Source organism: Gallintestinimicrobium propionicum (assembly GCF_025567525.1).
Taxonomy (GTDB): domain Bacteria; phylum Bacillota; class Clostridia; order Lachnospirales; family Lachnospiraceae; genus Gallintestinimicrobium; species Gallintestinimicrobium propionicum.
In genome coordinates this window covers 23,607-44,585 of the sequence record NZ_JAOQJY010000011.1, presented here as the reverse complement: position 1 = coordinate 44,585, position 20,979 = coordinate 23,607, and the positions used below count along the sequence as shown (strand labels likewise).

The 20,979-nt window shown below is 39.4% G+C and carries 18 protein-coding genes and 2 pseudogenes; 5 read left to right on the top strand and 15 right to left on the bottom strand.

Annotated elements, in window-relative coordinates; genetic code table 11:
* Window positions 1-5 precede the first annotated feature (5 nt).
* Complete coding sequence (locus OCV62_RS09530) at window positions 6-944, bottom strand: ABC transporter permease (RefSeq protein WP_117962418.1); 939 nt, start codon at window positions 942-944, stop codon at window positions 6-8.
* A 225-nt stretch (window positions 945-1,169) separates the two neighbouring features.
* Between OCV62_RS09530 and OCV62_RS09525 the strand changes: the two genes are divergently transcribed.
* On the top strand, window positions 1,170-2,195 hold the full coding sequence (locus OCV62_RS09525; protein ID WP_262586321.1) for a LacI family DNA-binding transcriptional regulator: 1,026 nt from the start codon (window positions 1,170-1,172) through the stop codon (window positions 2,193-2,195).
* 330 nt (window positions 2,196-2,525) lie between these two features.
* On the opposite strand, the pseudogene OCV62_RS18670 reads toward OCV62_RS09525, so the two are convergent.
* The 14 genes and pseudogenes from OCV62_RS18670 to OCV62_RS09455 form a co-directional block, all read right to left on the bottom strand.
* Window positions 2,526-4,151: pseudogene (locus OCV62_RS18670) on the bottom strand (IS1182 family transposase).
* A 123-nt stretch (window positions 4,152-4,274) separates the two neighbouring features.
* The gene (locus OCV62_RS09515) at window positions 4,275-5,204 is read right to left on the bottom strand and encodes a DMT family transporter (protein ID WP_262586319.1); all 930 of its coding nucleotides are present in this window, start codon (window positions 5,202-5,204) and stop codon (window positions 4,275-4,277) included.
* 34 nt (window positions 5,205-5,238) lie between these two features.
* The gene (locus OCV62_RS09510; RefSeq protein ID WP_117962422.1) at window positions 5,239-5,898 is read right to left on the bottom strand and encodes a bifunctional 4-hydroxy-2-oxoglutarate aldolase/2-dehydro-3-deoxy-phosphogluconate aldolase; all 660 of its coding nucleotides are present in this window, start codon (window positions 5,896-5,898) and stop codon (window positions 5,239-5,241) included.
* Between the two features lies 1 nt (window position 5,899).
* Window positions 5,900-6,949 (bottom strand): 2-dehydro-3-deoxygalactonokinase, encoded by a 1,050-nt coding sequence (locus tag OCV62_RS09505; RefSeq protein WP_117962424.1) that lies wholly within the window; start codon window positions 6,947-6,949, stop codon window positions 5,900-5,902.
* Window positions 6,918-7,595, bottom strand: a complete 678-nt coding sequence (locus OCV62_RS09500) for an RraA family protein (RefSeq protein ID WP_117633140.1) — start codon at window positions 7,593-7,595, stop codon at window positions 6,918-6,920. Before OCV62_RS09500 ends, OCV62_RS09505 begins: the two co-directional genes overlap by 32 nt.
* A gap of 5 nt (window positions 7,596-7,600) precedes the next feature.
* Complete coding sequence (locus OCV62_RS09495) at window positions 7,601-8,647, bottom strand: sialidase family protein (RefSeq protein ID WP_118763585.1); 1,047 nt, start codon at window positions 8,645-8,647, stop codon at window positions 7,601-7,603.
* On the bottom strand, window positions 8,647-9,036 hold the full coding sequence (locus tag OCV62_RS09490) for a VOC family protein (RefSeq protein ID WP_117962429.1): 390 nt from the start codon (window positions 9,034-9,036) through the stop codon (window positions 8,647-8,649). The genes OCV62_RS09495 and OCV62_RS09490 overlap by 1 nt, the downstream gene beginning before the upstream one ends.
* Entirely contained in the window at window positions 9,029-10,015 is a 987-nt protein-coding gene (locus OCV62_RS09485; RefSeq protein ID WP_262586425.1) for a carbohydrate kinase family protein, read from the bottom strand. Before OCV62_RS09485 ends, OCV62_RS09490 begins: the two co-directional genes overlap by 8 nt.
* Before the next feature lie 109 nt (window positions 10,016-10,124).
* Window positions 10,125-10,949, bottom strand: a complete 825-nt coding sequence (locus OCV62_RS09480) for an SDR family NAD(P)-dependent oxidoreductase (RefSeq protein WP_117962431.1) — start codon at window positions 10,947-10,949, stop codon at window positions 10,125-10,127.
* A gap of 35 nt (window positions 10,950-10,984) precedes the next feature.
* Window positions 10,985-12,580 (bottom strand): hypothetical protein, encoded by a 1,596-nt coding sequence (locus tag OCV62_RS09475; protein WP_117962433.1) that lies wholly within the window; start codon window positions 12,578-12,580, stop codon window positions 10,985-10,987.
* Between the two features lie 11 nt (window positions 12,581-12,591).
* A complete protein-coding gene (locus OCV62_RS09470; protein ID WP_262586316.1) occupies window positions 12,592-13,566 on the bottom strand; it encodes a lactonase family protein in 975 nt (324 codons plus the stop codon).
* Window positions 13,567-13,583: 17 nt separating this feature from the next.
* Window positions 13,584-14,405, bottom strand: a complete 822-nt coding sequence (locus OCV62_RS09465; RefSeq protein WP_117962437.1) for a carbohydrate ABC transporter permease — start codon at window positions 14,403-14,405, stop codon at window positions 13,584-13,586.
* A 13-nt stretch (window positions 14,406-14,418) separates the two neighbouring features.
* Entirely contained in the window at window positions 14,419-15,330 is a 912-nt protein-coding gene (locus OCV62_RS09460; protein WP_262586312.1) for a carbohydrate ABC transporter permease, read from the bottom strand.
* Between the two features lie 79 nt (window positions 15,331-15,409).
* A complete protein-coding gene (locus OCV62_RS09455) occupies window positions 15,410-16,726 on the bottom strand; it encodes an ABC transporter substrate-binding protein (protein WP_262586309.1) in 1,317 nt (438 codons plus the stop codon).
* 621 nt (window positions 16,727-17,347) lie between these two features.
* Between OCV62_RS09455 and OCV62_RS09450 the strand changes: the two genes are divergently transcribed.
* The 4 genes and pseudogenes from OCV62_RS09450 to OCV62_RS09435 form a co-directional block, all read left to right on the top strand.
* A complete protein-coding gene (locus tag OCV62_RS09450; RefSeq protein ID WP_117962443.1) occupies window positions 17,348-18,397 on the top strand; it encodes a LacI family DNA-binding transcriptional regulator in 1,050 nt (349 codons plus the stop codon).
* Between the two features lie 127 nt (window positions 18,398-18,524).
* Entirely contained in the window at window positions 18,525-19,481 is a 957-nt protein-coding gene (locus OCV62_RS09445; protein ID WP_117962445.1) for a bifunctional 4-hydroxy-2-oxoglutarate aldolase/2-dehydro-3-deoxy-phosphogluconate aldolase, read from the top strand.
* A gap of 22 nt (window positions 19,482-19,503) precedes the next feature.
* Window positions 19,504-20,529 carry a sugar kinase gene (locus tag OCV62_RS09440; RefSeq protein WP_117962447.1) on the top strand — a complete coding sequence of 342 codons (1,026 nt, stop codon included), beginning with the start codon at window positions 19,504-19,506 and terminating at the stop codon, window positions 20,527-20,529.
* Between the two features lie 171 nt (window positions 20,530-20,700).
* Window positions 20,701-20,976 (top strand): annotated as a pseudogene (locus tag OCV62_RS09435) (transposase); the annotation flags it as partial.
* Between the last annotated feature and the right edge of the window lie 3 nt (window positions 20,977-20,979).

Genomic DNA, 20,979 nt, shown 5'->3' with positions numbered 1-20,979 from the left:
CTTTCCTATAATCCTTCTCCATCATTCAGTTTCTGAACAACCCAGTTTACAAAAACCAGCAAGATAACATTTACAACAGAATTGAAAAGACCTACTGCTGTAGAATATCCATAATCTCCATTTAAAAGTCCGATACGATATACATATGTAGACAGGATTTCCGATGCCGGCAAGTTCATATCTGTCTGTAACGCATAAGCTTTTTCAAAACCTATACTCATAATATTTCCGGCCTGTAAAATAAACTGAATTACAATAATATTTTTAATTGCAGGCAACTCTACATACCAGATTTGCTGCAGAAGATTTGCTCCATCCATAAGAGCTGCTTCTTCCAGCTCTTTGCTGGCATTCGACAATGCTGCTGTGTACATAATAGATGCCCATCCTGCCGCCTGCCAGATTCCGCTTGCAATATAGATTGTCCGGAATGCAGAAGGCATTGTCATCCAGTTTGTGCTGATTCCGAGTACTTTATTCAGCGGTCCTACAGGCGATAAAAACATACGGACCATACCACAAAGTACGATGACGGAAATAAAGTTCGGCATATAGATCAAAAGCTGAACTTTCTTCTTGATTCCTGTCTTTTGAATACGATTCAGAAGCAATGCAAGAATAATTGGAACCGGGAACCCCCACAGCAATCCGTAGATACTCAATTTTAATGTATTCATCAGATAGCTCATGAAATCCGGTGAAGATAAAAATCGTCTGAAATACTCCAGTCCGACCCAGGGACTCCCAAGAACTCCTTTGATTACATTGTAGTCTTCAAAAGCAATCAGAAGACCACCCATCGGAAGATACTTAAAAATAATTGTCAGCAAAAGTCCCGGCATCAGGAAGAATAAATATAGCTGCCAGTTTTTCTTCACATAAGTCCCCTTTTCTCTCCAGGTTCGCTTGCTTGCGGACTTTGCTTGGTTTTGCATTCTTTTCATGCATTACTCCCTCCATTCCTTTAACGCTTCGCACAAAACCGGTTAAGTAACCGGTTACTTTCTAGTTTGATAATACTCTATTCCTCTCATTCTGTCAACACTTTTGCGTGTTAAAATAACCGGTTACGTAATCGGTTATTTTCCCATTGTGTTTTTCCATGAGAATTGCTATACTAAAGACTATTATAAACTGTTAGTCGTCATATTAAAGGAGATTCCGCTTTTATGAGTAAAAAACAGGTAACTTTTGCAGATATTGCAGAATACACAAATTTTTCAAAGACTACAATATCAAGATACTTCAATCATCCTGATTCTCTTACCTTAGAAAACCAGGAAAAGATTTCACAGGCTCTTGACATACTTGGATATAAAAAGAATAAGCTGGCAAAGGTCCTGGCGAATGGAAAAAGTGAATTTATCGGAATCATCGTTCCAAACCTCTATCTGCACTATTATTCTGAGATGCTGGCACAATTTCTTTCCAGCTACAGAGATTATCATTATAAATTTCTTGTTTTCGCCAGCGAACATGGGGCTGAAGAGGAGCAACAATACATTGAAGAGCTTCTATCTTATCAGATTGAGGGACTGATTGTTTTAAGTCACACGCTTCCATCCGAAAAGCTCGCTTCCTATCAGATTCCTGTCATCGCAATTGAACGTGAAGCAGAACATATCAGCAGCGTCAATACTGATAACTATATGGGAGCACTTCAGGCTACTTCCCTGTTGATCCGGGATAAATGTGACATACTGATTCATATAAATGTCAATGTGAAAAAATCTGTCCCGGCTTATGACCGTATCCGGGCTTTTAAGGAAACTTGTGAAGAACATCATGTTCCATATCATATCGATCTGAGTGTAGAAGGTAATACTTATCAGGAGATTTTAAATGTGATTCGGGTAATTTTCGATAAGATAGAAGCCAAATATCCTGATCAAAAAAAAGGTATCTTTCTTGCGAATGATACCTATGCCAATATGTTTCTGAATTTAATTTTCCAAAAATACGGAACATTTCCTTCCACTTATGAGATTGTTGGATTTGACGATTCCCCGATTGCCAGCGAAGCAATCCTTCCAATCACAACCGTTGGTCAGCAGATTGATGTCATTGCCAAAACCGCCATGGATCTTCTGGTCCGGCAGATGGATGAGCAGAAAAAGCGTGCTCCCAAACCATTGGGCGAACCCATCCACAAACAAATTACACCTATATTGATTCGCCGTAATACAACACAATAGTTTATTTTCCTGATTAAGAACACTGTCTACTACCACCAGCACCATCCAATCGGTAAACTTTATTTCCCGTTCTTTTTCATATTTTCCCGCCTTTTATGTTTTGGTTTGTCTTTCCGACAACTCCACCTTATCAAAAGGCTTCCTGTCCAGACAGAAAAAGGGGCTGTCGCACTAGCAAATATTTTTTGCTGGGCGGCAGCCCTGCTTTATGCCCAAATGGGGGCGAAATCGGTTGTGATTTCGCCCCCATCCCTTATAAACACAGTTCATTCCCAGACATCCCTTTCGGCATGCCTGATTTCAAACTGTTTTGTTTTCAACCATTAAAATCTATGCTGTCTTTAATGAAAAAAGATGACTCCCCGTTCTTCCGGTCTGAATCTTGCAATGAAGCTTATTGATATTTCGTCCCATCGCCAAAAGGATGCTCTCTGCCAGTGCATTTGCTTTTCCTCGGTACAGATATCTTCGAAAATTCATGTCTTCCTTTACATCAACAAATGAACCTTCGGCCTGAATACTGCGATTCATACGGAGCGTCGTTCCATACTCACTTGTGATCCGTTCCAGATCTTCTGCACGTTTTTGACTCATCGTCTTCGAGACCATCAGCACTTTATTACGTTTTTCCATAGGTGTTTTGCAGTTGTTTCCCTTGATACATTCCGTTTTATAAGGACAGCCGGTACAGTCTGGACTTCTGTAATAAGTTTTTACACTGACAGATCCGCTGGCTGTTTTACTTCTGCGTTCATTTGTAACAGTCAGTTCCCTTCCATTCCGACAGATATAGCTGTCTCTGTCTGCGTGATACTCCATGTTTTCTCTTCTGCTGATGTCTTTTTTGTATTTTCGGGTTTTCGAAATCTCATAGTTCTGCGGCTTTATATAGGCGGTCTGTCCGTTTCCCTCAATGAAAAGATAGTTTTCTTCACTTTCATATCCGGCATCTGCAACGATTTCTGAATATTTAAATCCTAAGTGACTCTCCATATCTTTCAAAAAAGGGATCAGGGTGCATGTATCGGTTGGACGCAGGCTAATATCAATCCATGTGATGTATTCAGAGTCCACTCCGTGCTGGATGTTATAAGCAGGTTTTTACTGTCCATTCCGCATCGCATCTTCTTTCATTCTCAGGAAGGTCGCATCCGGGTCTGTTTTGGAATAACTGTTTCTATCTCCAAGCGTATACAGTTTTTTCGTATATTCCTTTCGTTTCTCCAGATATTGATCCAGCTGTTCCATGGATTTCTGCAACTGTGTTTTTCTACGTCCAATTCCATGCACGAACACAATTCCCTCCTGTACTTTGACGCGGCACAACTGCTTTTTTAACCGTTTTAATGTGTGGATGGATATCTGGTCATGGTATACGGTCCTGATTCCATAGAGTTCTTCGCATTCAGCCACAAAAGAAGTTAGTTTTGTGTATAACCGGGCCTGATTTTTCGTAATAGCCCGTTTCCATACAAAGGTATATTGATTGGCTGCCGATTCAATCTTGGTGCCATCAATAAAAATGGTCTTTCCCGAAATCTCACCAAGAAGATAGAGCAGATCTGACATTTGGGCAAGCAGAACCTTTGCGCAGGCAGAAAAATGTAGGGAGATAAAACGCGCAATCGTTGCATGATCAGGAGCAGGCATTCCTTCAAGGAGATACATAAAGTTGATATCCCGTTTACATGCTTTTCGGATATCTCGACTTGAGTAGATTCGATTCATTGCTGCATAGATAACGAGTTTCAGCATCTGACGCGGCGTTGCCTGATTTTTTCTGATCCTGCCATAAGTTTTATATAGTTCAGAAAGGTCCATTTCCTCCACAAAGGCACTTACCAGACGAACTGGATCATCAGATGGAATAGAAATCTCTAAATCCAGCGGAAGTTTGATTTGATAATCCAGCGAAAATGAGGTATAATCTCTTTGTATTATTTTGTTTAGTTGCATAAACTGATTATACCACGAACGCCGGGCTTTTCGAAGCTCGGCGTTTTGTGTTGGATATATAAAATGAGCTGCCGCACGTTAGTGCGACAGCCCCAGGAATAAATAAGACTTTTTTAACAACATTTATAGGTAGTGTTGTTCTCCATGTTTAGCATTTACAACTCCGATTCCTACGCTAACAAGCACAAGTGCTATGATATTTTTCACAGAAAAAACGGACTCACCGAGAAATATTCCCGACATTATCACGCCAAAAACCGGAATAGAAAACGCAAACATTGTAACCTTTCCCACCGGATTATATTTTAACAGCAGCGTCCATATACTGAAAGCTGCTGCAGATAGTGCTGCCAAATACAAAAGAAGACAGGCTGCCTTTAAGGAATATACCTGTACTCGTCCTCCCATGCAGATTCCTATTATTATCATTAGCAGACTTCCAAACAATATCTGATATGACGTAATTGCCATCGGCGATTCCTGTTTTACTATTTTTTTCAAATATACATTACTGATTCCATAAGATGCAGCAGCCGCCAGCATAAGTCCCTCACCCCTAAAGGAAAAACTACCATTTAATATTCCTGTTAAATTTATCAGAATCACTCCTGCTAATCCAGCAATACATCCAAAGATGGTTTCCCAGGATAGTCTTTCATTTTTAAGTAGAAAATGCGCTGCTATAACAGAAATAAACACATTTGAAGCATTTATAATTGCACTTTCTGATGATGAAATATACGCCAGACTAATGTGAAAACACGTATATTGAATCGTAGTCTGCAATAACCCCTGCCTGATAATCCCCGGAATCGACAGCTTCCTCACCCGTAAAATCTGTTTTTCCAAAATGCACCCGACAATAAAAGTAATTATTCCCGATATAAAAAAACGAACTCCTGCAAACAAAATCTGGCTACCCGTATCCGAAATTTTGAACAGTGGATATGCTATTTTCACACATGGGAATGCACTTCCCCACAGCACGCAGCAAAAAAGAGCTCCCAGGCTCAGCCACACCGGATTTTGCAGATTAATCTTTAATTTGGCCATACAATTCCTTTCCAGCATATGCTTTAATCCTTATTTATCGAATCGCCTGTAAATATCTTTTTGCTCTGTCTTCTATAATCTGAAATACTTCTTCATCACAATAGCTTGAAAACAAACCGGCATCTACAAGCTGCTTTCCGACTCCAAAACAGCTGACACCGGCACTTTGAAATGCAGGTATATCTTCCGGACGGATTCCACCCACAGCAGCAATAGGAATATAGTCAAGAGGAGCCTTTATCGCGCGGATATAAGCTTCTCCCAGATAATTTGCCGGAAATACTTTTACAATATCTGCACCTGCCTGATATGCCCTTATGATCTCACTTGGCGTAGCTGCTCCCGGTATAGAAACCAATCCCATTTCTTTAGTAGCACGCACTACCTCCTCGTTTAAATTCGGAGAAATAATGTACTCTCCTCCGATCTCTGCAACCCTTTTTACCTGTAGCTTATTTATTACTGTTCCGGCACCAATATGTATGGAATCCCCGTAATGCTTTCTTAAGCCTTCAATATTCCGGAGACTTTTTTCCATTGATAATTCCGATTCATTATCAATAGCCAGCTCAAAAAAGTGCATACCCATATTTTTCAGGATATCTACTGTAGCAATCAGCTTTTCTTCCGCCAACCCTCTGAGAATAACAATCAGCTTCTCTTCTAAAAGTCTATCCTTCAGGTCACTCATCATCCTACTCACCTTCCTTCCATTTATAATATAATTCTGCGAGACGAAATGCCCCTTTCGCCGCCATCAGTTCGTCCTCATCCAAAAGATGAACCTTCTTTTCCTGCATAATATCTGTTAATATATCATAAACAGCCTGTGCAATTATCCGCTTACCTGCAATAACAAACTGCACCTCTTCCAAAGCCTCTGTCTTCTTAAACTCACATATACTCAGGCAATCATAATACATCAATACCCCTAACAGGAAATTGGCTGCCTTCTTTTTATCTTTATGTACATATTTTTGATAAATACGTGTTTTAAAAACTGCACTTGTAAAGGAATTCTTCTGTGCCGTCCGAGCTCCATCTGACACCGCCTGATAATCATATTCCTCTTCACCGACAAAGAAATCCGGAAGTGAATCCTTTAATAACGTATGGAAAAACAAAGCATCAAGCAGTTCTCCACTCATGGTTGTCTTACAACGGCAGATAAACCCTTCTTCATTTGCATATATTATTTTAGTATGGGAGCCTGGTAAAACAAAAATCAGATCCTCGCCCTTGCCACGCTCCCTCAACAAAGCCACCGCCTCTGTTTCTTCTCCACGCATAACATCCATCTGCTCCAGCGTATCTATTCCGATATTCTCTACATGGTTCCTGACTCCCGGAATCATGTAAAAAGGTATTCTGGTAATATCATTAAAGAAGCGGCATTCTATTGCATTGCACAAAGCCCTTTCATCAACAGGTGCGCATAAATATGGAATTTCTTCAAGCCCCACATTAGAGGTTAACATCCCCGAGCAAAAAATCCCTTGAACCTGGCTTTCTTCTATATGACTTTCTTCTATCAGGCCATCAATACATCTTTTTACCGTTTCACGGATCACCTGATCAGATCCATCCATAGCGGTATTCCTGACACCTGCTCTTTCTTTTTTAGAAGAAACAAAGGAACCATCCTGTTTCCACAAATATGCCCGGGTATTCGTTGTACCACCATCAAGAGTAATGATATATTTCAATTCATGATTATATTCTTCCGAATTTTGCAAGCAATTCATCAACGGTTGCTCCTCTCAGAATTTCTTCTCTTGTTGCAATTTCAAGATCTGCCTGAGCGCGTGCCTTTTTATATACAGCTTCCAGCTCATTGTACGGAACTACCGCAACACCGATTTCATCCGCAACAATTAAATCTCCTGGATTTACAATAACACCTCCGCAACAGACAGGAACATTTACCGCAATAGGTTCCTTCCTTCCCGAATATGCTGTATGCGCTGCTCTAGGTCCTGACGCCTTGGCAGTTATCGGAAACTCCAGCATCTTCGCCTCATCTGTATCACGGCAGCTGCCATCAATCACAGCGCCTGCTATACCGGCATTTCTTGCAAGGCCAGACATAAGTCCTCCCCAAATTGAGGTTTCCGTTTCTCCAAATGCATCAATTACAATAACATCCCCAGGTCTGGCAATTTCAAATACACACAGGCAATCCACGATATCTCCTGCTGTCAGCTTTACAGTAATAGCCGGACCAATTATTTTTTTATTGATGGATTTGGGCTTCATATCATGTCGCATTACCTGCTCTCTCTCCATTGCGTCCCCTACAACGCAGGAAAGGGAATAAACATCTTCCATTTCTTTATATGGTTTGATCAGTTCCTCCTGGATATCCGGTCTCGGATTCATTATACATTTCATTATCTTTACACCTTTCTTTTAATTATTTGCCAATGCAGAACATTAGTCTGATTATCTTTGTAAGCATGCGATGCCTGAATCAGGAGCTTCTCATGGGATGTTCCTTTCCCAATGACCAAATTATTTGAATAAGCCCCTAATCCCTCTGTACGGACTTTTAAATATCTTCCTTCATCCCAGTGAATTCCATCCTCCGAGCAATATAAGACAAAATTTCCTGCTTGTTCGCCATTATTTCCGCTTCTGCCATGAAGAAAATACAAATGTTCAAAGCCTACAACCTGCGGGTTCCGGATTTTTTTTGCCACAAAGGTTGTACCTGCCTGTCCCCACGACATTCCTTTATCCTCACTTAACACATAGGACAGATTATATTCATCATCCAGATTATAATTGTACACAATCAGACGGCCATCCTCCAGAAACATCATGCTTCCATATCCATGATGCAGCGACGGAATTGGAATTCTGCTTCTTTCATAATAGTTTTCTCCACCATCTTCACTAACCACAAGTGAATAATAATGATCCGTGGTTTGACCTGTCCAATCAACCGTCGCATCATTGACAAATAAAAGCAGAAAAATTGTTCCCTCCTGATACATCGCATCATAAATACGTCCTCGACGTGTTCCTATCTGACGCAGATTGCTCCATGTGCTTCCTTTATCCCGGCTAATTGAATAAGATGGCACCATATAGGGTTGCCACTGTGGATCATTTGATATATCACATATTAATTGATATACAATAATATCTCCCTTTTCATTCACTATTGCCTTTTCACACATAGCGGAGTATTTCATCTCAGAATGTAGCAATTTTAATGACGGCTGAAAGATATAGGGCTGTGACCATGTTTCCCCATAATCCTCTGACCTTTTATATTCCATCCATCCTACCGCAGAATGTCCCTTTTCATCAAGTGAGCAATTAGGGTAAAAAGCTAAAATTTTTTCATTTTTTAACAGGCTATTTATCAAAAATCCCCGCACTTCATCTTTAAATTTAAATGCTGAAATGCGAGGATTTATTTTATTTATAATTTTCATCACAAAATCTGGCAGAACTCAAACTGTTCACCTGTTGGACTTGCTATCTTGAAGTACCGGATACCGTTGTCCCAAAATCCCGCAATACCTTCAATACCATCAGTAACGATCTTATATCCGTTCTTTACACAATATGCATAGTCCGACTCAATATCATCAGAAGCAAAACTATAATGATCAATTCTCCCGGAAACCTCATTCGGAAGCCGAGAATCTGATGGAAATATTTCAAAAATAACATCATCATTTTTCAAAAAATAAACAGTATCATTTCCATTTTGAAATTTGCCAGTCACTTCAAAGCCAAGCACATTTACATACCACTCCACATCTCTTGCAACATCATTGGTAGCAATACCAATATGTCCGATCCTTCTGTTTTTAATCATAAGAACACCTCTTTCTGTTATTCTTGATAAATAATTCCACATCATCCTTGCCCGGGATAGACGGCATGCCTCCTCTACTTTGTACACATAATGCTGCAACCGCATTGCCTGTCAGCGCACATTGACTGATTTCTTCCCATTCCAGCTTTTCTATTGCCTGATTATACGATAACAGCCTGCTTAGGAATCCACCCCAAAAGGAATCGCCTGCTCCCGTTGTATCAACCGTATTAACAGAGAACGCATCAAAAATTTCTCTTTGATCCTTTCTTGCCACTAATACCCCCTGCTTTCCCAGTGTAATTGCAACTAATTTTATTCCCATCTTCAGGAACTCATCTGATGCATCCTCATAATTGGACGCACCTGTCAAAAGCAGACTCTCTTCATCCGACACCTTCATTATATCCGCCAGCGATATCACTTTTTTCATTTCTTCTACAGCAGTACACTCACTTTTCCATAATGATGCCCGATAATTGGGATCATAAGAAATAATCACTCCTTCCTTTTTAGCGATCGATATCGCTTCCAACGTTGCACTCCTGGATGGCTCATTTGTTAAAGACAATGACCCAAAATGAAATATCTTACAATTTGAAAGTAATTTTTCATCCAATTCTTCTTTTCTAAGCATAGTATCCGCTCCCGGTTTCCTTGCAAAAGAAAAACTTCGCTCTCCTCTCTCATCCAGCTCCACGAACGCCATAGTAGTAAAATATTCTGTATCCTCTAATACTGCTCTTGTATCAATTCCTTCCTTTTTCAGTGTTTCTTTTAGAAAATGACCATGCATATCATTTCCCACTTTTCCAACAAATGCAGTACTGCACCCCATATGGCTTGCCGCTATCAGCAGATTCGCAGGTGCTCCTCCAGGATTCTGCTCAAATAGCTTCATTCCATTCTTGCTATATCCTGATTCTGTGAAATCTATAAGTAATTCTCCTAACGCAACAATATCTATCTCTTTACTCATTTTCATTTACTCGTATTTTTCCAATTCTATAATGTCAAAACCTGTTCTGATAAACCTCACAAACTTTTTAACCATCTATTGAGTCACTCTATTTTTTCAACCTTCGCTCTCAAAGGACACGACTCCATCTCTGGTCTGGTCCTATATCAGGACCCTGATGCATTGCTGGCAATAACAACCCTCCATCTACTCGTATCGTCTGTCCAGTAATATAAGATGCATCATCCGAGCAAAGAAAAGCCACCGTATTTCCAATATCTCTTGGCGTTCCCGTTCTTTCTATAGGAATATTACGTCCCATATTCTCATAAAATGGAACCATTTCTTTCAGTGGACTCACTTGAATACATCCTGGCTCAATGGCATTAACACGTATTCCATAGGGTCCTAGTTCCAAAGCCACTGATTGAGTAGCTCTTTCTAATCCTGCTTTTAAGCTTCCATAAATACAGTCAATCGGGAACGCCCGACTGGCTCTTACAGATCCAATATTCACCATACAGCCCCGTATTTCTTTTTCTATCATGTGATTTGCAGCATGCTTCATTAAAAGTAATGGTGTTCGCAAAAGCACAAAATACTCTTTGTCAATATCTTCTGATTTTGTATCTCTTAATTTTCCCTCTATTCCATATCCTGCATTATTCACCAGCACATGAATTTCTCCCATTTTTTCTACTGCGGTCTGGAATATTTTTTCCACATCCTCTTCTTTAGTAAAATCCGCTTCCTTACAAAAACACTTTACATTATATTCATTACAAATACTTTGAACTAATGCTTCTGCTTTTTCCATCTCATTACGAAACTGTTCTTCGCCATCATATATTCCACCCTTATAGGTGAAAAAAATATCGTATCCCCTCTCAGCTAAAACCCTACAAATACCTTCTCCAATCCCTCTGTTTCCACCTGTAACCAATGCTGTTTTCATCTTGAACACCTCCTATAATTCACCAATTTTATCACTTAGATATCACGAATTCCTTCACAATTTGTACTTCCAGCGCCCATATATCCTCTACTTTTTCCTCTTTCATCATCACTTACCCAAAAAGAAAAAACTTCTGCCTTCCTAATCCAAAATACAAATCTAATCGGCTTCCCTTCCAATTGTTTTAGACTGTTTCCACTACTCCATCGAACCATTACTTTTGTAGAATCAGTAATAACCGGTTCACATTCTTCTTTTCTAAAACCATTTATTGGTTCATCAGACGCTGTTCTTACTTCTACACGTACCTCTCCCAAGTCGCTGATTGTATTCAGCCACAAATATTCCCCTTTAAAAACCAGCACTCTAGTTTTTAAAAATCCTTCTTTTTCTGCTGCAACACTTGCAAATCCATCTCTCCGTAACGTAGCATAACCAGTAGCTCCACCTGCATACATATGTTTTCCATATTTGGGTGACTCCCCAGACCACGCAGAATAATAAAACCGCAACTGATCCTTTTCTACAATGCATAAGCCACCAGAGGCATGAATATAGCCATAATCCCATGTCCCCTTTTTCTCAGAACCCTTAAGAAAAGCTGTTCGATCTGGTCTGCAAAAATGGAAACCATCCCGGCTATAACCCAATGTAATATCACATTGTTTCGGAACTCCAAGTTCTTCTGCAATTCTATTATGAGGTCCTTTAAAAATCTCAAAAGCTCCTAGCAAAATACTTTCATAGGCTACACAATCAACACCATATAACTGTGTAGTACAATCGTATATCGCATGTTTTTTGTCTAAATCATCTGCTCCATACCAAAAAACAGGATCATTTCTTCCCCAATCTGCACCTTTCAAAAAATCTTCCGTTTCATAATACTGTCTATATCTATAGTGAAAATCCCCCTCTACATCTACTTTTCTAATGCTGAATACCCACTTTTTTCGAAAAGGATTATAAAAGAAGCTAGACGCATCACCACACGGTCCAGTTATTGTTGGCCCATTCCAATGAATTCCATCTGAGGAAATATAAAGTTCCCCTATCTCTTCGACCTCATTTTTTCTAAAAAAAACAAATAATTTATATCTGCTCTTTGGATCTTTTGTTTCATGATCAATCCATACCGTTGCACCATCCCGCTTATACCCCTTACGAAAAGGTAATACCATATTTGTTCCAGGTACAACATCCAAATCTGGTCTATACCAGTTTTGTCCGTCCAAACTCTCTGCATATGCAGTTCCATCAAACCACCCAGCCTGATACCACATTTTATAGAGTCCATCTTTTGAATCATAAAAAACACCGTCTGTAAAAGTAGCTGCCACTGGACAACATCCCTCATTTTTTTCAATTTTTGTCTGTGGTTTTAAAATCGGATTCCCCACATAGGGTTCAGGGTAATAATATTTACGTTGCAAGGTTGATGTGTCAATCAAAAAGTCATCTACAAATAATTGCCTTCCAACATGAATAGGAATTACCTTCGGAGGGTTTGATAGATAACAAATAGTTTCTGGTATTCTATCTATATTCTTTTTTAATGCCTGTTCCTTTTCTTTCATACGTGGTGGCCAAGGCTTCTGAATATTAATTCCATTATATAGTTCTTCTCTCACAGTCATTCTCCTTATTCTATAATTATAGCCGTAGGACTCGGAATGCGAACCATTTCCTTCCGTAGTCTTATAGTCCCAGTATTGTTATCTACATCATAAAAAACTACACAATCTGAATACTCTAAAGCCACACCCAAAATTTTTCCATCTTTTGAAATATTAAAATCACGAGGAAATTGCCCTGGTAGGTAATGACGTTCTAAAAACTCTAAGGTTCCATCCTTCTGGATCTTATAAATCACAATAGTATCTTCACCTCGATTTGTAGTGTAAAGATACTGTCGATCGGGTGATATACGTACTGCTGCCGCATAATTAATTTTGGCAAACCCTTTTTCCACCGTTGATATACGCTGCTGAAGTGTCAGTTTCCCATGTTCATAACTGATCACAACAATTTCACTACTCTTCTCCGCTACAAGATAGAGGTTTTGTTTCTCACTTTCCAAAATCCGAAAATTACTTCCTTTCAAATAAAAGCGGCATATCTCTCCTCCATCCCCATATATCAAAACACTATCCAGTCCCTTATCGCAGCATATAGCTTCATTCTTCAAAATTGAAAAAACGCTATGTGCATGAGGTTTTGCCTTATATCGACCTGCCTGATTAAAGATTATCCTGCTTTTTCTGAGAGCATCTCCCACTTCAAATATAGTAAAGGATCCATCTTCATAGTTAGATGCATAAAGCCACTTGTGATCCACCGACAAGGACACATGGCATGTTGTACTCCCTCCTGTCTCATATTTCCCCATAAATTTCGGTGCTTTTCGATTTTCAACATTGTAAACAGCCACTTCCCCAACTTCGTTTTCCAAAGCAGCATACAAACATTTTTTCTCGGAATCCAAACACAAATAGGAGGGATTTTTTTCTCCAATAACTGATATTACTCTTACTTGCTGCAAAATATCATCCATTTCCAACAAATAAATACCTTCACTACCTCTTTTGGTATAAGTTCCTATCATCATTTGATACATATTGATCTTCCTTTAAGCTATTTCAATTCTGTTATAGTAATACCTTCATCAAAATACTTTTGTGCACAAAAATATAGAAGAATAACAGGCAACATCATCATGACTGTAGCTGCCATCATCTGCCCATACTCTACACTCTTATCTCCAATTAACGAAAGTAGCCTTACTGAAATTGTTTGCCTTTCTGGTCTTCCAAGATAAATATTGGAATACCATACATCTTTCCATGCCCATATAAAATTCAAAAGCGCTGACACAATCAACGTTGGTTTTGACATAGGTCCAATGATATAAAAGAATATTTGCATAGTTCCACAACCGTCAATTTTAGCTGCTTCATCCACTTCTTTCGGTATTCCATTCATAAACTGGCGTATTAAAAAAATATGATATGGAACCCCTAAACAGTATGGTAAGAGCATTGGTAATATAGTATTGATCATATTCAGTTTTTTAAACATCAAAAATAAGGGAATCGTCATAATCTGTGTAGGCAGCATCATCGATAACAGCAGAATTACAAATAATACTTTCTTACCCGGAAATTTAAATCTTGAAAATCCATAAGCGGCTAACGCTGAACTAAATACCACAATTATGGTAAAAGTCAATGCAAATACCAAGGAATTTAAAATTGCTCTAAAAAAGCCGATGTTTACCCATGCATTTACAAAATTTTCAAAATGCATCGGAATAGGAAAATAAACTGGAGGATTAGAATAAAACTGCGTTTTATCTTTTAGGGAACTAGAAATCAACCAAAAGAATGGCACCAGCATAACTATTGCTAACATTAGCAATATAATCCACTTTAATACTCCTAAAATACTTTTTTTCATAACTACATTCCTTTCAGTCAAAAGATTGATAATCCAGTTTCAACTTCTTTATTAAGCCAAAGCCAGCCAATGTACAAAGTAAAACAATGATTAATAAAATTATACCTAATGCTGCCGCATATGCTATTTCAAAATCCTTGAACCCTTTCTCATAAATATGGATCAACAACACTCCCAATCCATAATCCCTTCCATATGGTTTGATCACATCTCCCTCCGCTTTCGTAAAAGGAATAATATGTTCATATACCTGCCATCCATTTATTATTCCCATTATAAAATTGAAGATAATAGACTGTGAAATCAGAGGTAAAGTAACTGAAAAAAATCTTCGAACTGCTCCTGCTCCATCAATCAATGCAGCTTCTTGGTAACTGGGGTTAATTCCCTTAATAGCCGCAAGAAAAATTATCATTGGCGTTCCGATATACCAGATACTGGAAACAATTGCCGTTGGCATAGCTAAAGTTGAATCACTAAACCATCCATGAGTTCCAAGTCCAAATAGATGATTCACAAAACCATTTGGACTCCCCGAGAATATAAATCCCAAAACCACACCAAATGCTACTGGTGGCAGTAAACAAGGAAAATAAAAAACAGTCCGAAAAAATTTGCCCCCTTTAACTTTTCCTGCTAACAAATTCGCTATTATCAAAGACACACTAAGCATAATAACATTAGAAAAAATAACCCACAGAAAAGTATTCTTCAAGCAAATCCAAAACACCTTATCCTCAAAGAATATTTTATAGTAATTTTTTAACCCTACAAATTTGCCCTCACCCCAGATTGTTTTATCTGTAAAGCTTAATCCAATATTGGAACATATAGGATACAAATAAAATATAAGGAATCCGACAAACCACGGCATTACAAGTAAGAAACCATGCAAAGCATTTTTATTTTCCTTTTTCTTGCTCATTTCAAGCCTCCCTATTTTATGCTTACCAGGATCATGTATATTTCTACATGATCCTGGCATTACTCACCCTATGTAATTATTACTGATACATCGCATCTAAGATCTCTTGACCCTCTCCGGTCATTGCTTCAATAAATCCATTCACATCAATCTTACCTTCCAGGAGATCTTTTATCTTATTCTCAATAAAAATATTCAATGAGTCATCTGGCATCATTGCTAATGGTTGAAAATGATCCAGCATATAACTGTATGCAGAAAGATCCACACCCTCTATCTGATTTGCAAAAGCCGGATCTGTACACAATTCTGAATAAATCGGTGTTCCCACTCCATTCTTAGCCACCTGAAGCTGACCGTCTCTACTAGAAAGCCATTTTAGTACCTGCCATGCTGCTTCTTTATTTTCACAGTTACTTGCCATCATAAAACCATTAATCAAACCTGTAACCGCCGATCCTTCAATGCCTTCTGGCATCGGTGCAACCCCAAAATCAACACCTGCTTTCTTAAAATCACCAAACATCCAGATACCAGATGTACACGTTGCTATTGCAGAATTTTGGAGGCCTCCATCCCAGCTTTTCCCCCATTCTGCAACAGGTGCAACAACATCTGCCATCTTTGCTATTGCCTCAACTCCCTTTCTACCTTCTGGGGTATCAATAGTAATTTTGGTTGGATTTACTGTCTGGTCAAACATGCTTCCCCCATACATTGGAAATAACCATTGCAGTCTAAATGCTGTACGGGCTTCATCAGCAAACCCTACCTGAGTATATGCATTTCCCTCAATTTTGGTCAGCTTCTTTGCCATTTCATAATATTCATCAAAAGTCAAGGGATTATCCGATGCCGGATATGCAATACCACTCTCATCCAACAATGCTTTATTGTAGCACAATGGATACAAAGATATATCATTAGGAAAGCCAAAAACTTTACCATCCATTGTAAATGCATCCATTACATTCTGTGCAAATTCTTCGGTTTTCACTTCATCTCTCTCAATATACGGAGCCAAATCTTCAAAAACACCTGGAATATAATATTTAGAACCTAGTTGTGTACTCACGCTTACAATATCAGGAAGCATACCACCAGACATATTAACATTAATCATATCCCAGTAGGTATCCCATGGTCTAAAGTCTAACTGGACGTCAATTTCTGGATGTGCCTTTTCAAATTCTGCAAATATGTTTTCAAATGCTTCCTTTTCACTATCTGTACCCCACCGGGCAACTGTAATAACTGTTTTTTCTCCACTTTCAGCTTGCTCCGTCTCTGAAGTATTTTTTTCATTTTCTACTGTTTGATCATTAGATGTGCACCCAGCTAAACATCCCATCACCATAAAACCTGCTAATATTACCGACAATAACTTTTTCTTCATAATCTTCTTTACCTCTTTTCTGCGCTATCCTTGGTTGTGCATATCAGGCTTACGTGCGTAGCGCTCACACATATAAGAGCATCTTCCTTCTCTTCCCGTATGATGCAAATCGCTAATGTCCTTTAAGCAATTACTTCAATTTTCTCTTTTTCTCTTTCTTTATTGTTCTCCCTTCTTCTTAAGAATATTTCAGTGCCCCCACCTTAGCTTATATATGTGTACGGGATAACTCCCGGAAACACCATTATCACACATTCATCATGTGTCTATATTCGATTGTGAAAATGATTTCATCTATTTTCTTTATTTTTGTCTATTTTCTTGTTTTGAACTATCATTTTCCACAAATCTATCACATAATCTTGGCAATTACAAGATATATTTCACATATTCCTACCCATTTCATGACATTTCACAATTTGAAATCGTTTTCATTTATGCACTACACACAAAACTTCAGAAACTAATAAATGTTTTCCATATTTGCTTGACAATTTAAAAAGTAAAATTCTATAATATTTTCAAAACAACGTAAGGAGCGTGGCTGTTTCAGGTACAAATTAAAGTAATTTTTACAATTGCATTACTTGTTATGTATCCAAACCGGCCCAAACACATCATATGAACCATGAAAAGGTTACCATTTCAGATATCGCCAAAGCGGCGGGAGTTTCTATCACTACTGTTTCCCGTTATATCAATGGGAAACAGGACTTGATCCAAAAGGATACCCGGGAACGGATCGAAACAGTTATTAAAATGACCAATTACCATCCAAATGTTATGGCGCAGTCTTTAAAGACAAATTTATCGCATCATATTGGAGTTATTGTATCGGATATATCAACGCCTTTCTGTGCTGCTCTGATCCAAGGCATCAGTGAAACACTCCTGAGCAGTAATTATATGCCATTATTTGTCAGCTGTAACAATAGTATCAAAGAAGAAGAGTCCTATATCAGATCCCTGATGAGCCGGCATGTAGACGGTCTGATCGTAAACACCTGTTCCAGCCAGAACCCTCTGCTTATACAGCAGGCCTGCACCGGACTTCCCATCGTTCTTTGTGACCGTACCATAGATGACTATAATTTCCAATTTGTGGGTTCCAATCACCGAGACCCTATTTTTGAACTTGTAAAGCACCTGAAGGAACAAGGCTATACACTTCCTGTCTTTTTTACAGAAAATTATTTTGCAAGTTCTGTCCGGTCCGAAAGGCGCAATTCCTTTTTGGACGCAGTGAAGCTCTATTATCCCGAGGTTGACCCAAACGAATTAACCTACGTCATTGACATTCACAATACCCAGAATGTCACCAGTCAGCTTCACCATTTAAAGGATATTTGTGGGAAAAAGGAACTTCCCGCCATATTCTGTGTCAACTCCATTACCGTACTGCATGTATTTAATGCAATCCGCTCTCTTGGAATACACATTCCAGATGAAATCGGACTCTGCGGTCCTGATGACTGGGGCTGGGAAGAGCAGAGCATCCTGCTCTCTCTGATGACGCCCCGCATTACCAACATTGTAGTCCAGCCACGTCTTATCGGGAATCTGGCTGCACAAAAACTGCTTGAATGCATTGCAGATCCTTCTGTTGCAAAGAAAGAAACCCGGTTGACCTGTCCTTTACAAATTGCAGGCTCAACTATTCTGAAACACTAAAAGCAAGCAGCAAGACGCCCCCGCTTATTTTGCTGTTCATGCATTATACAAATCCTTCTATTTTCAAAAGGATAATAACAGAAGTGCCCCCGCTTATGCTATTTATTCTATATTTAGGAGGTATCTTATGAACCCACTTGAACGATTTTCACGTGCCTGCATTGTTCCCGTTGTTGTACTGGACAATGCAGAAGATGCAGTGCCAACCGCAAAAGCGCTTCTTGCCGGTGGCATTGACGTTATGGAAATCACTTTTCGAACAGCTGCTGCAAAAGACAGCATTGCTGCTGTTGCATCCGCCTGCCCGGATATGCTGGTGGGAGCTGGCACAGTCATAAATCTCGAGCAGTGCAAAGCTGCTGTATCTGCCGGTGCAGGCTTTATTGTTTCTCCCGGCTTTGATGAAGAAATCATAAAATATTGCATCAAAGCAGGTATTACTGTAACCCCCGGCTGTGTCGCTCCATCAGAAATCATGTCTGCTGTAAAATTAGGACTTTCTGTTGTAAAGTTCTTTCCAGCGAATGTATACGGAGGACTTACTGCCTTAAAGTCGCTTTCTGCACCTTTTCCAGGAGTAAAGTTTCTGCCTACCGGTGGTATTAACAGCCATAACATTGGTGACTACATTGCGGCACCCTTTATCCACGCAGTAGGCGGCAGCTGGATTTGTACCCGCAAAGACATTGCAGATGGCAATTTTGATAAGATTACAGCTCTCTGCAGGGAAGCCCGTCAAAATGCGCTCGGCTTTGAATTTGCACATTTGGGAATCAACTGTGAAAATGTTGAATCCTCCACTGAGGTAAGTAATTTTTTCCAGACAGCTTTTGATTTCCCCCTCAAAGACGGCAGCAGCTCCGTATTTGCCTCTCCCAATATTGAAATTTTGAAATCCTCTAACTTGGGAGCGTACGGACACATTGCCATCAGAACCAACAATATTCTCTGTGCAGTTCCTGAGCTGGAAAGAGCTGGCTTTTATGCAGATACATCAACCGCAAAATACAAAGATGACCGATTGGTCGCTCTTTATCTAAAGCAGGAAATTGGCGGATTTGCCATCCATTTATTACAAAAATAAATAAAACGAGGAGTATTACACTATGAAAATATTAACTTTTGGCGAAATTTTGCTGCGTTTAAAACCGCCTGGCCTGGAACGTTTTTTCCAGTCTCCCATTATGGAAGCCTCCTTTGGCGGCGGTGAAGCCAATGTTGCTGTTTCACTCGCAAACTTTGGTATGGATGTGCAGTATTGCACTGTCTTACCAAATAATGTCATCGGCGATGAATGTATAAAAGAGCTTCGCCAGTTCGGTGTTGATGTTTCAAAAGTAAAACGCGGTGAAGGCCGTATGGGAATCTATTTTCTGGAAAGCGGTGCAAATCAGCTTCCCAGTAAGGTCACCTATGACCGCAGTGGTTCCTCTATCGCTATTGCACAACCGGAGCTTTTTAACTGGAATGAGATATTTGATGGTATAGACTGGTATCATATTACCGGTATCACCCCAGCGTTATCTGAAACCGCAATGGAGTTAAGCCTTGCAAGTGTAAAAGCAGCCAAAGAAAAGGGCATTACAGTTTCCTGTGATCTGAATTTTCGTAAAAATTTATGGAAATATGGCAAGAAAGCTTCTGAGGTCATGCGCGAACTGGCAAGCTACGTGGACATTGCCATCGCCAATGAAGAAGATGTACAGAAATCTCTGGAAATCACCGTTGACATAGATGTAGAATCCGGCAGCCTTGATCGCAGTAAATACAAAGCCCTTGGTGATAAGGTGCTTGCTTCCTATCCCAATATGAAGCTTATTGCTATTACATTACGGGAATCCAAGAGTGCAGATCATAATGATTGGGCAGCCTGCATCAACAACAGAGCTCATTTTTATGAATCAAAAAAATATCACATTACCGATATCGTAGACCGAGTAGGTGGTGGTGACAGCTTTGCAGGCGGACTTATTTACGGTCTGAATCACTATCAGGAACTATCAGCTGCACTGGAATTTGCTGTTGCAGCCTCCTGCCTGAAGCACAGCATTATCGGTGACTTTAACCGTGTCAGTGTTTCCGATGTAGAAAAACTGGCAAATGGAGATGGCTCTGGTCGCGTACAGCGTTAGATTTTTCCAGCTTTATTATTTATTTATCCATGAAATGAAATGAGAGCCGCATTTGCGGCTCTCATTCTATAATAATTCATTATATAAGATACCTCATGGGAGTATCCCAAAGTTTGTGTAAACCTCCAAACTGATGTAAGATAAAATTACTCAGTTTTGGAGGTTATTTTTATGGCAAGAAGAAAAGATAGCCCACAAAAAGCAGCAATGAGAGAAATGATGCGTGATTATCTGAAAAATAATGATATCAGCATCAAAGACGGCACCGATGTAAATGGCATCATGCGTGACATGATGTCTGTCCTATTGGAAGGTGCTTTGGACGAGGAACTGGATGAAGAATTAGGATATTCCAAGTATGATTATCGTAACAAAGAAACAGACAACAGCAGAAACGGTCATTCCAGCAAAACCATGCACACCAGTTATGGAGATATGGATGTGGCTGAT

Bases quoted from the DNA above. Each gene is read 5' to 3' on its own strand.
- OCV62_RS09460 (WP_262586312.1), bottom strand. From the start codon at position 15,330: ATGAGCAAGAAAAAGGAAAATAAAAATGCTTTGCATGGTTTCTTACTT.
- OCV62_RS09490 (WP_117962429.1), bottom strand. From the start codon at position 9,036: ATGATTAAAAACAGAAGGATCGGACATATTGGTATTGCTACCAATGAT.
- OCV62_RS09470 (WP_262586316.1), bottom strand. From the start codon at position 13,566: ATGTATCAAATGATGATAGGAACTTATACCAAAAGAGGTAGTGAAGGT.
- OCV62_RS09480 (WP_117962431.1), bottom strand. From the start codon at position 10,949: ATGAAAACAGCATTGGTTACAGGTGGAAACAGAGGGATTGGAGAAGGT.
- OCV62_RS09510 (WP_117962422.1), bottom strand. From the start codon at position 5,898: ATGATGAGTGACCTGAAGGATAGACTTTTAGAAGAGAAGCTGATTGTT.
- OCV62_RS09485 (WP_262586425.1), bottom strand. From the start codon at position 10,015: ATGAGTAAAGAGATAGATATTGTTGCGTTAGGAGAATTACTTATAGAT.
- OCV62_RS09455 (WP_262586309.1), bottom strand. From the start codon at position 16,726: ATGAAGAAAAAGTTATTGTCGGTAATATTAGCAGGTTTTATGGTGATG.
- OCV62_RS09530 (WP_117962418.1), bottom strand. From the start codon at position 944: ATGAAAAGAATGCAAAACCAAGCAAAGTCCGCAAGCAAGCGAACCTGG.
- OCV62_RS09515 (WP_262586319.1), bottom strand. From the start codon at position 5,204: ATGGCCAAATTAAAGATTAATCTGCAAAATCCGGTGTGGCTGAGCCTG.
- OCV62_RS09505 (WP_117962424.1), bottom strand. From the start codon at position 6,949: ATGAATTGCTTGCAAAATTCGGAAGAATATAATCATGAATTGAAATAT.
- OCV62_RS09450 (WP_117962443.1), top strand. From the start codon at position 17,348: ATGAACCATGAAAAGGTTACCATTTCAGATATCGCCAAAGCGGCGGGA.
- OCV62_RS09440 (WP_117962447.1), top strand. From the start codon at position 19,504: ATGAAAATATTAACTTTTGGCGAAATTTTGCTGCGTTTAAAACCGCCT.
- OCV62_RS09465 (WP_117962437.1), bottom strand. From the start codon at position 14,405: ATGAAAAAAAGTATTTTAGGAGTATTAAAGTGGATTATATTGCTAATG.
- OCV62_RS09500 (WP_117633140.1), bottom strand. From the start codon at position 7,595: ATGAAATGTATAATGAATCCGAGACCGGATATCCAGGAGGAACTGATC.
- OCV62_RS09525 (WP_262586321.1), top strand. From the start codon at position 1,170: ATGAGTAAAAAACAGGTAACTTTTGCAGATATTGCAGAATACACAAAT.
- OCV62_RS09445 (WP_117962445.1), top strand. From the start codon at position 18,525: ATGAACCCACTTGAACGATTTTCACGTGCCTGCATTGTTCCCGTTGTT.
- OCV62_RS09495 (WP_118763585.1), bottom strand. From the start codon at position 8,647: ATGAAAATTATAAATAAAATAAATCCTCGCATTTCAGCATTTAAATTT.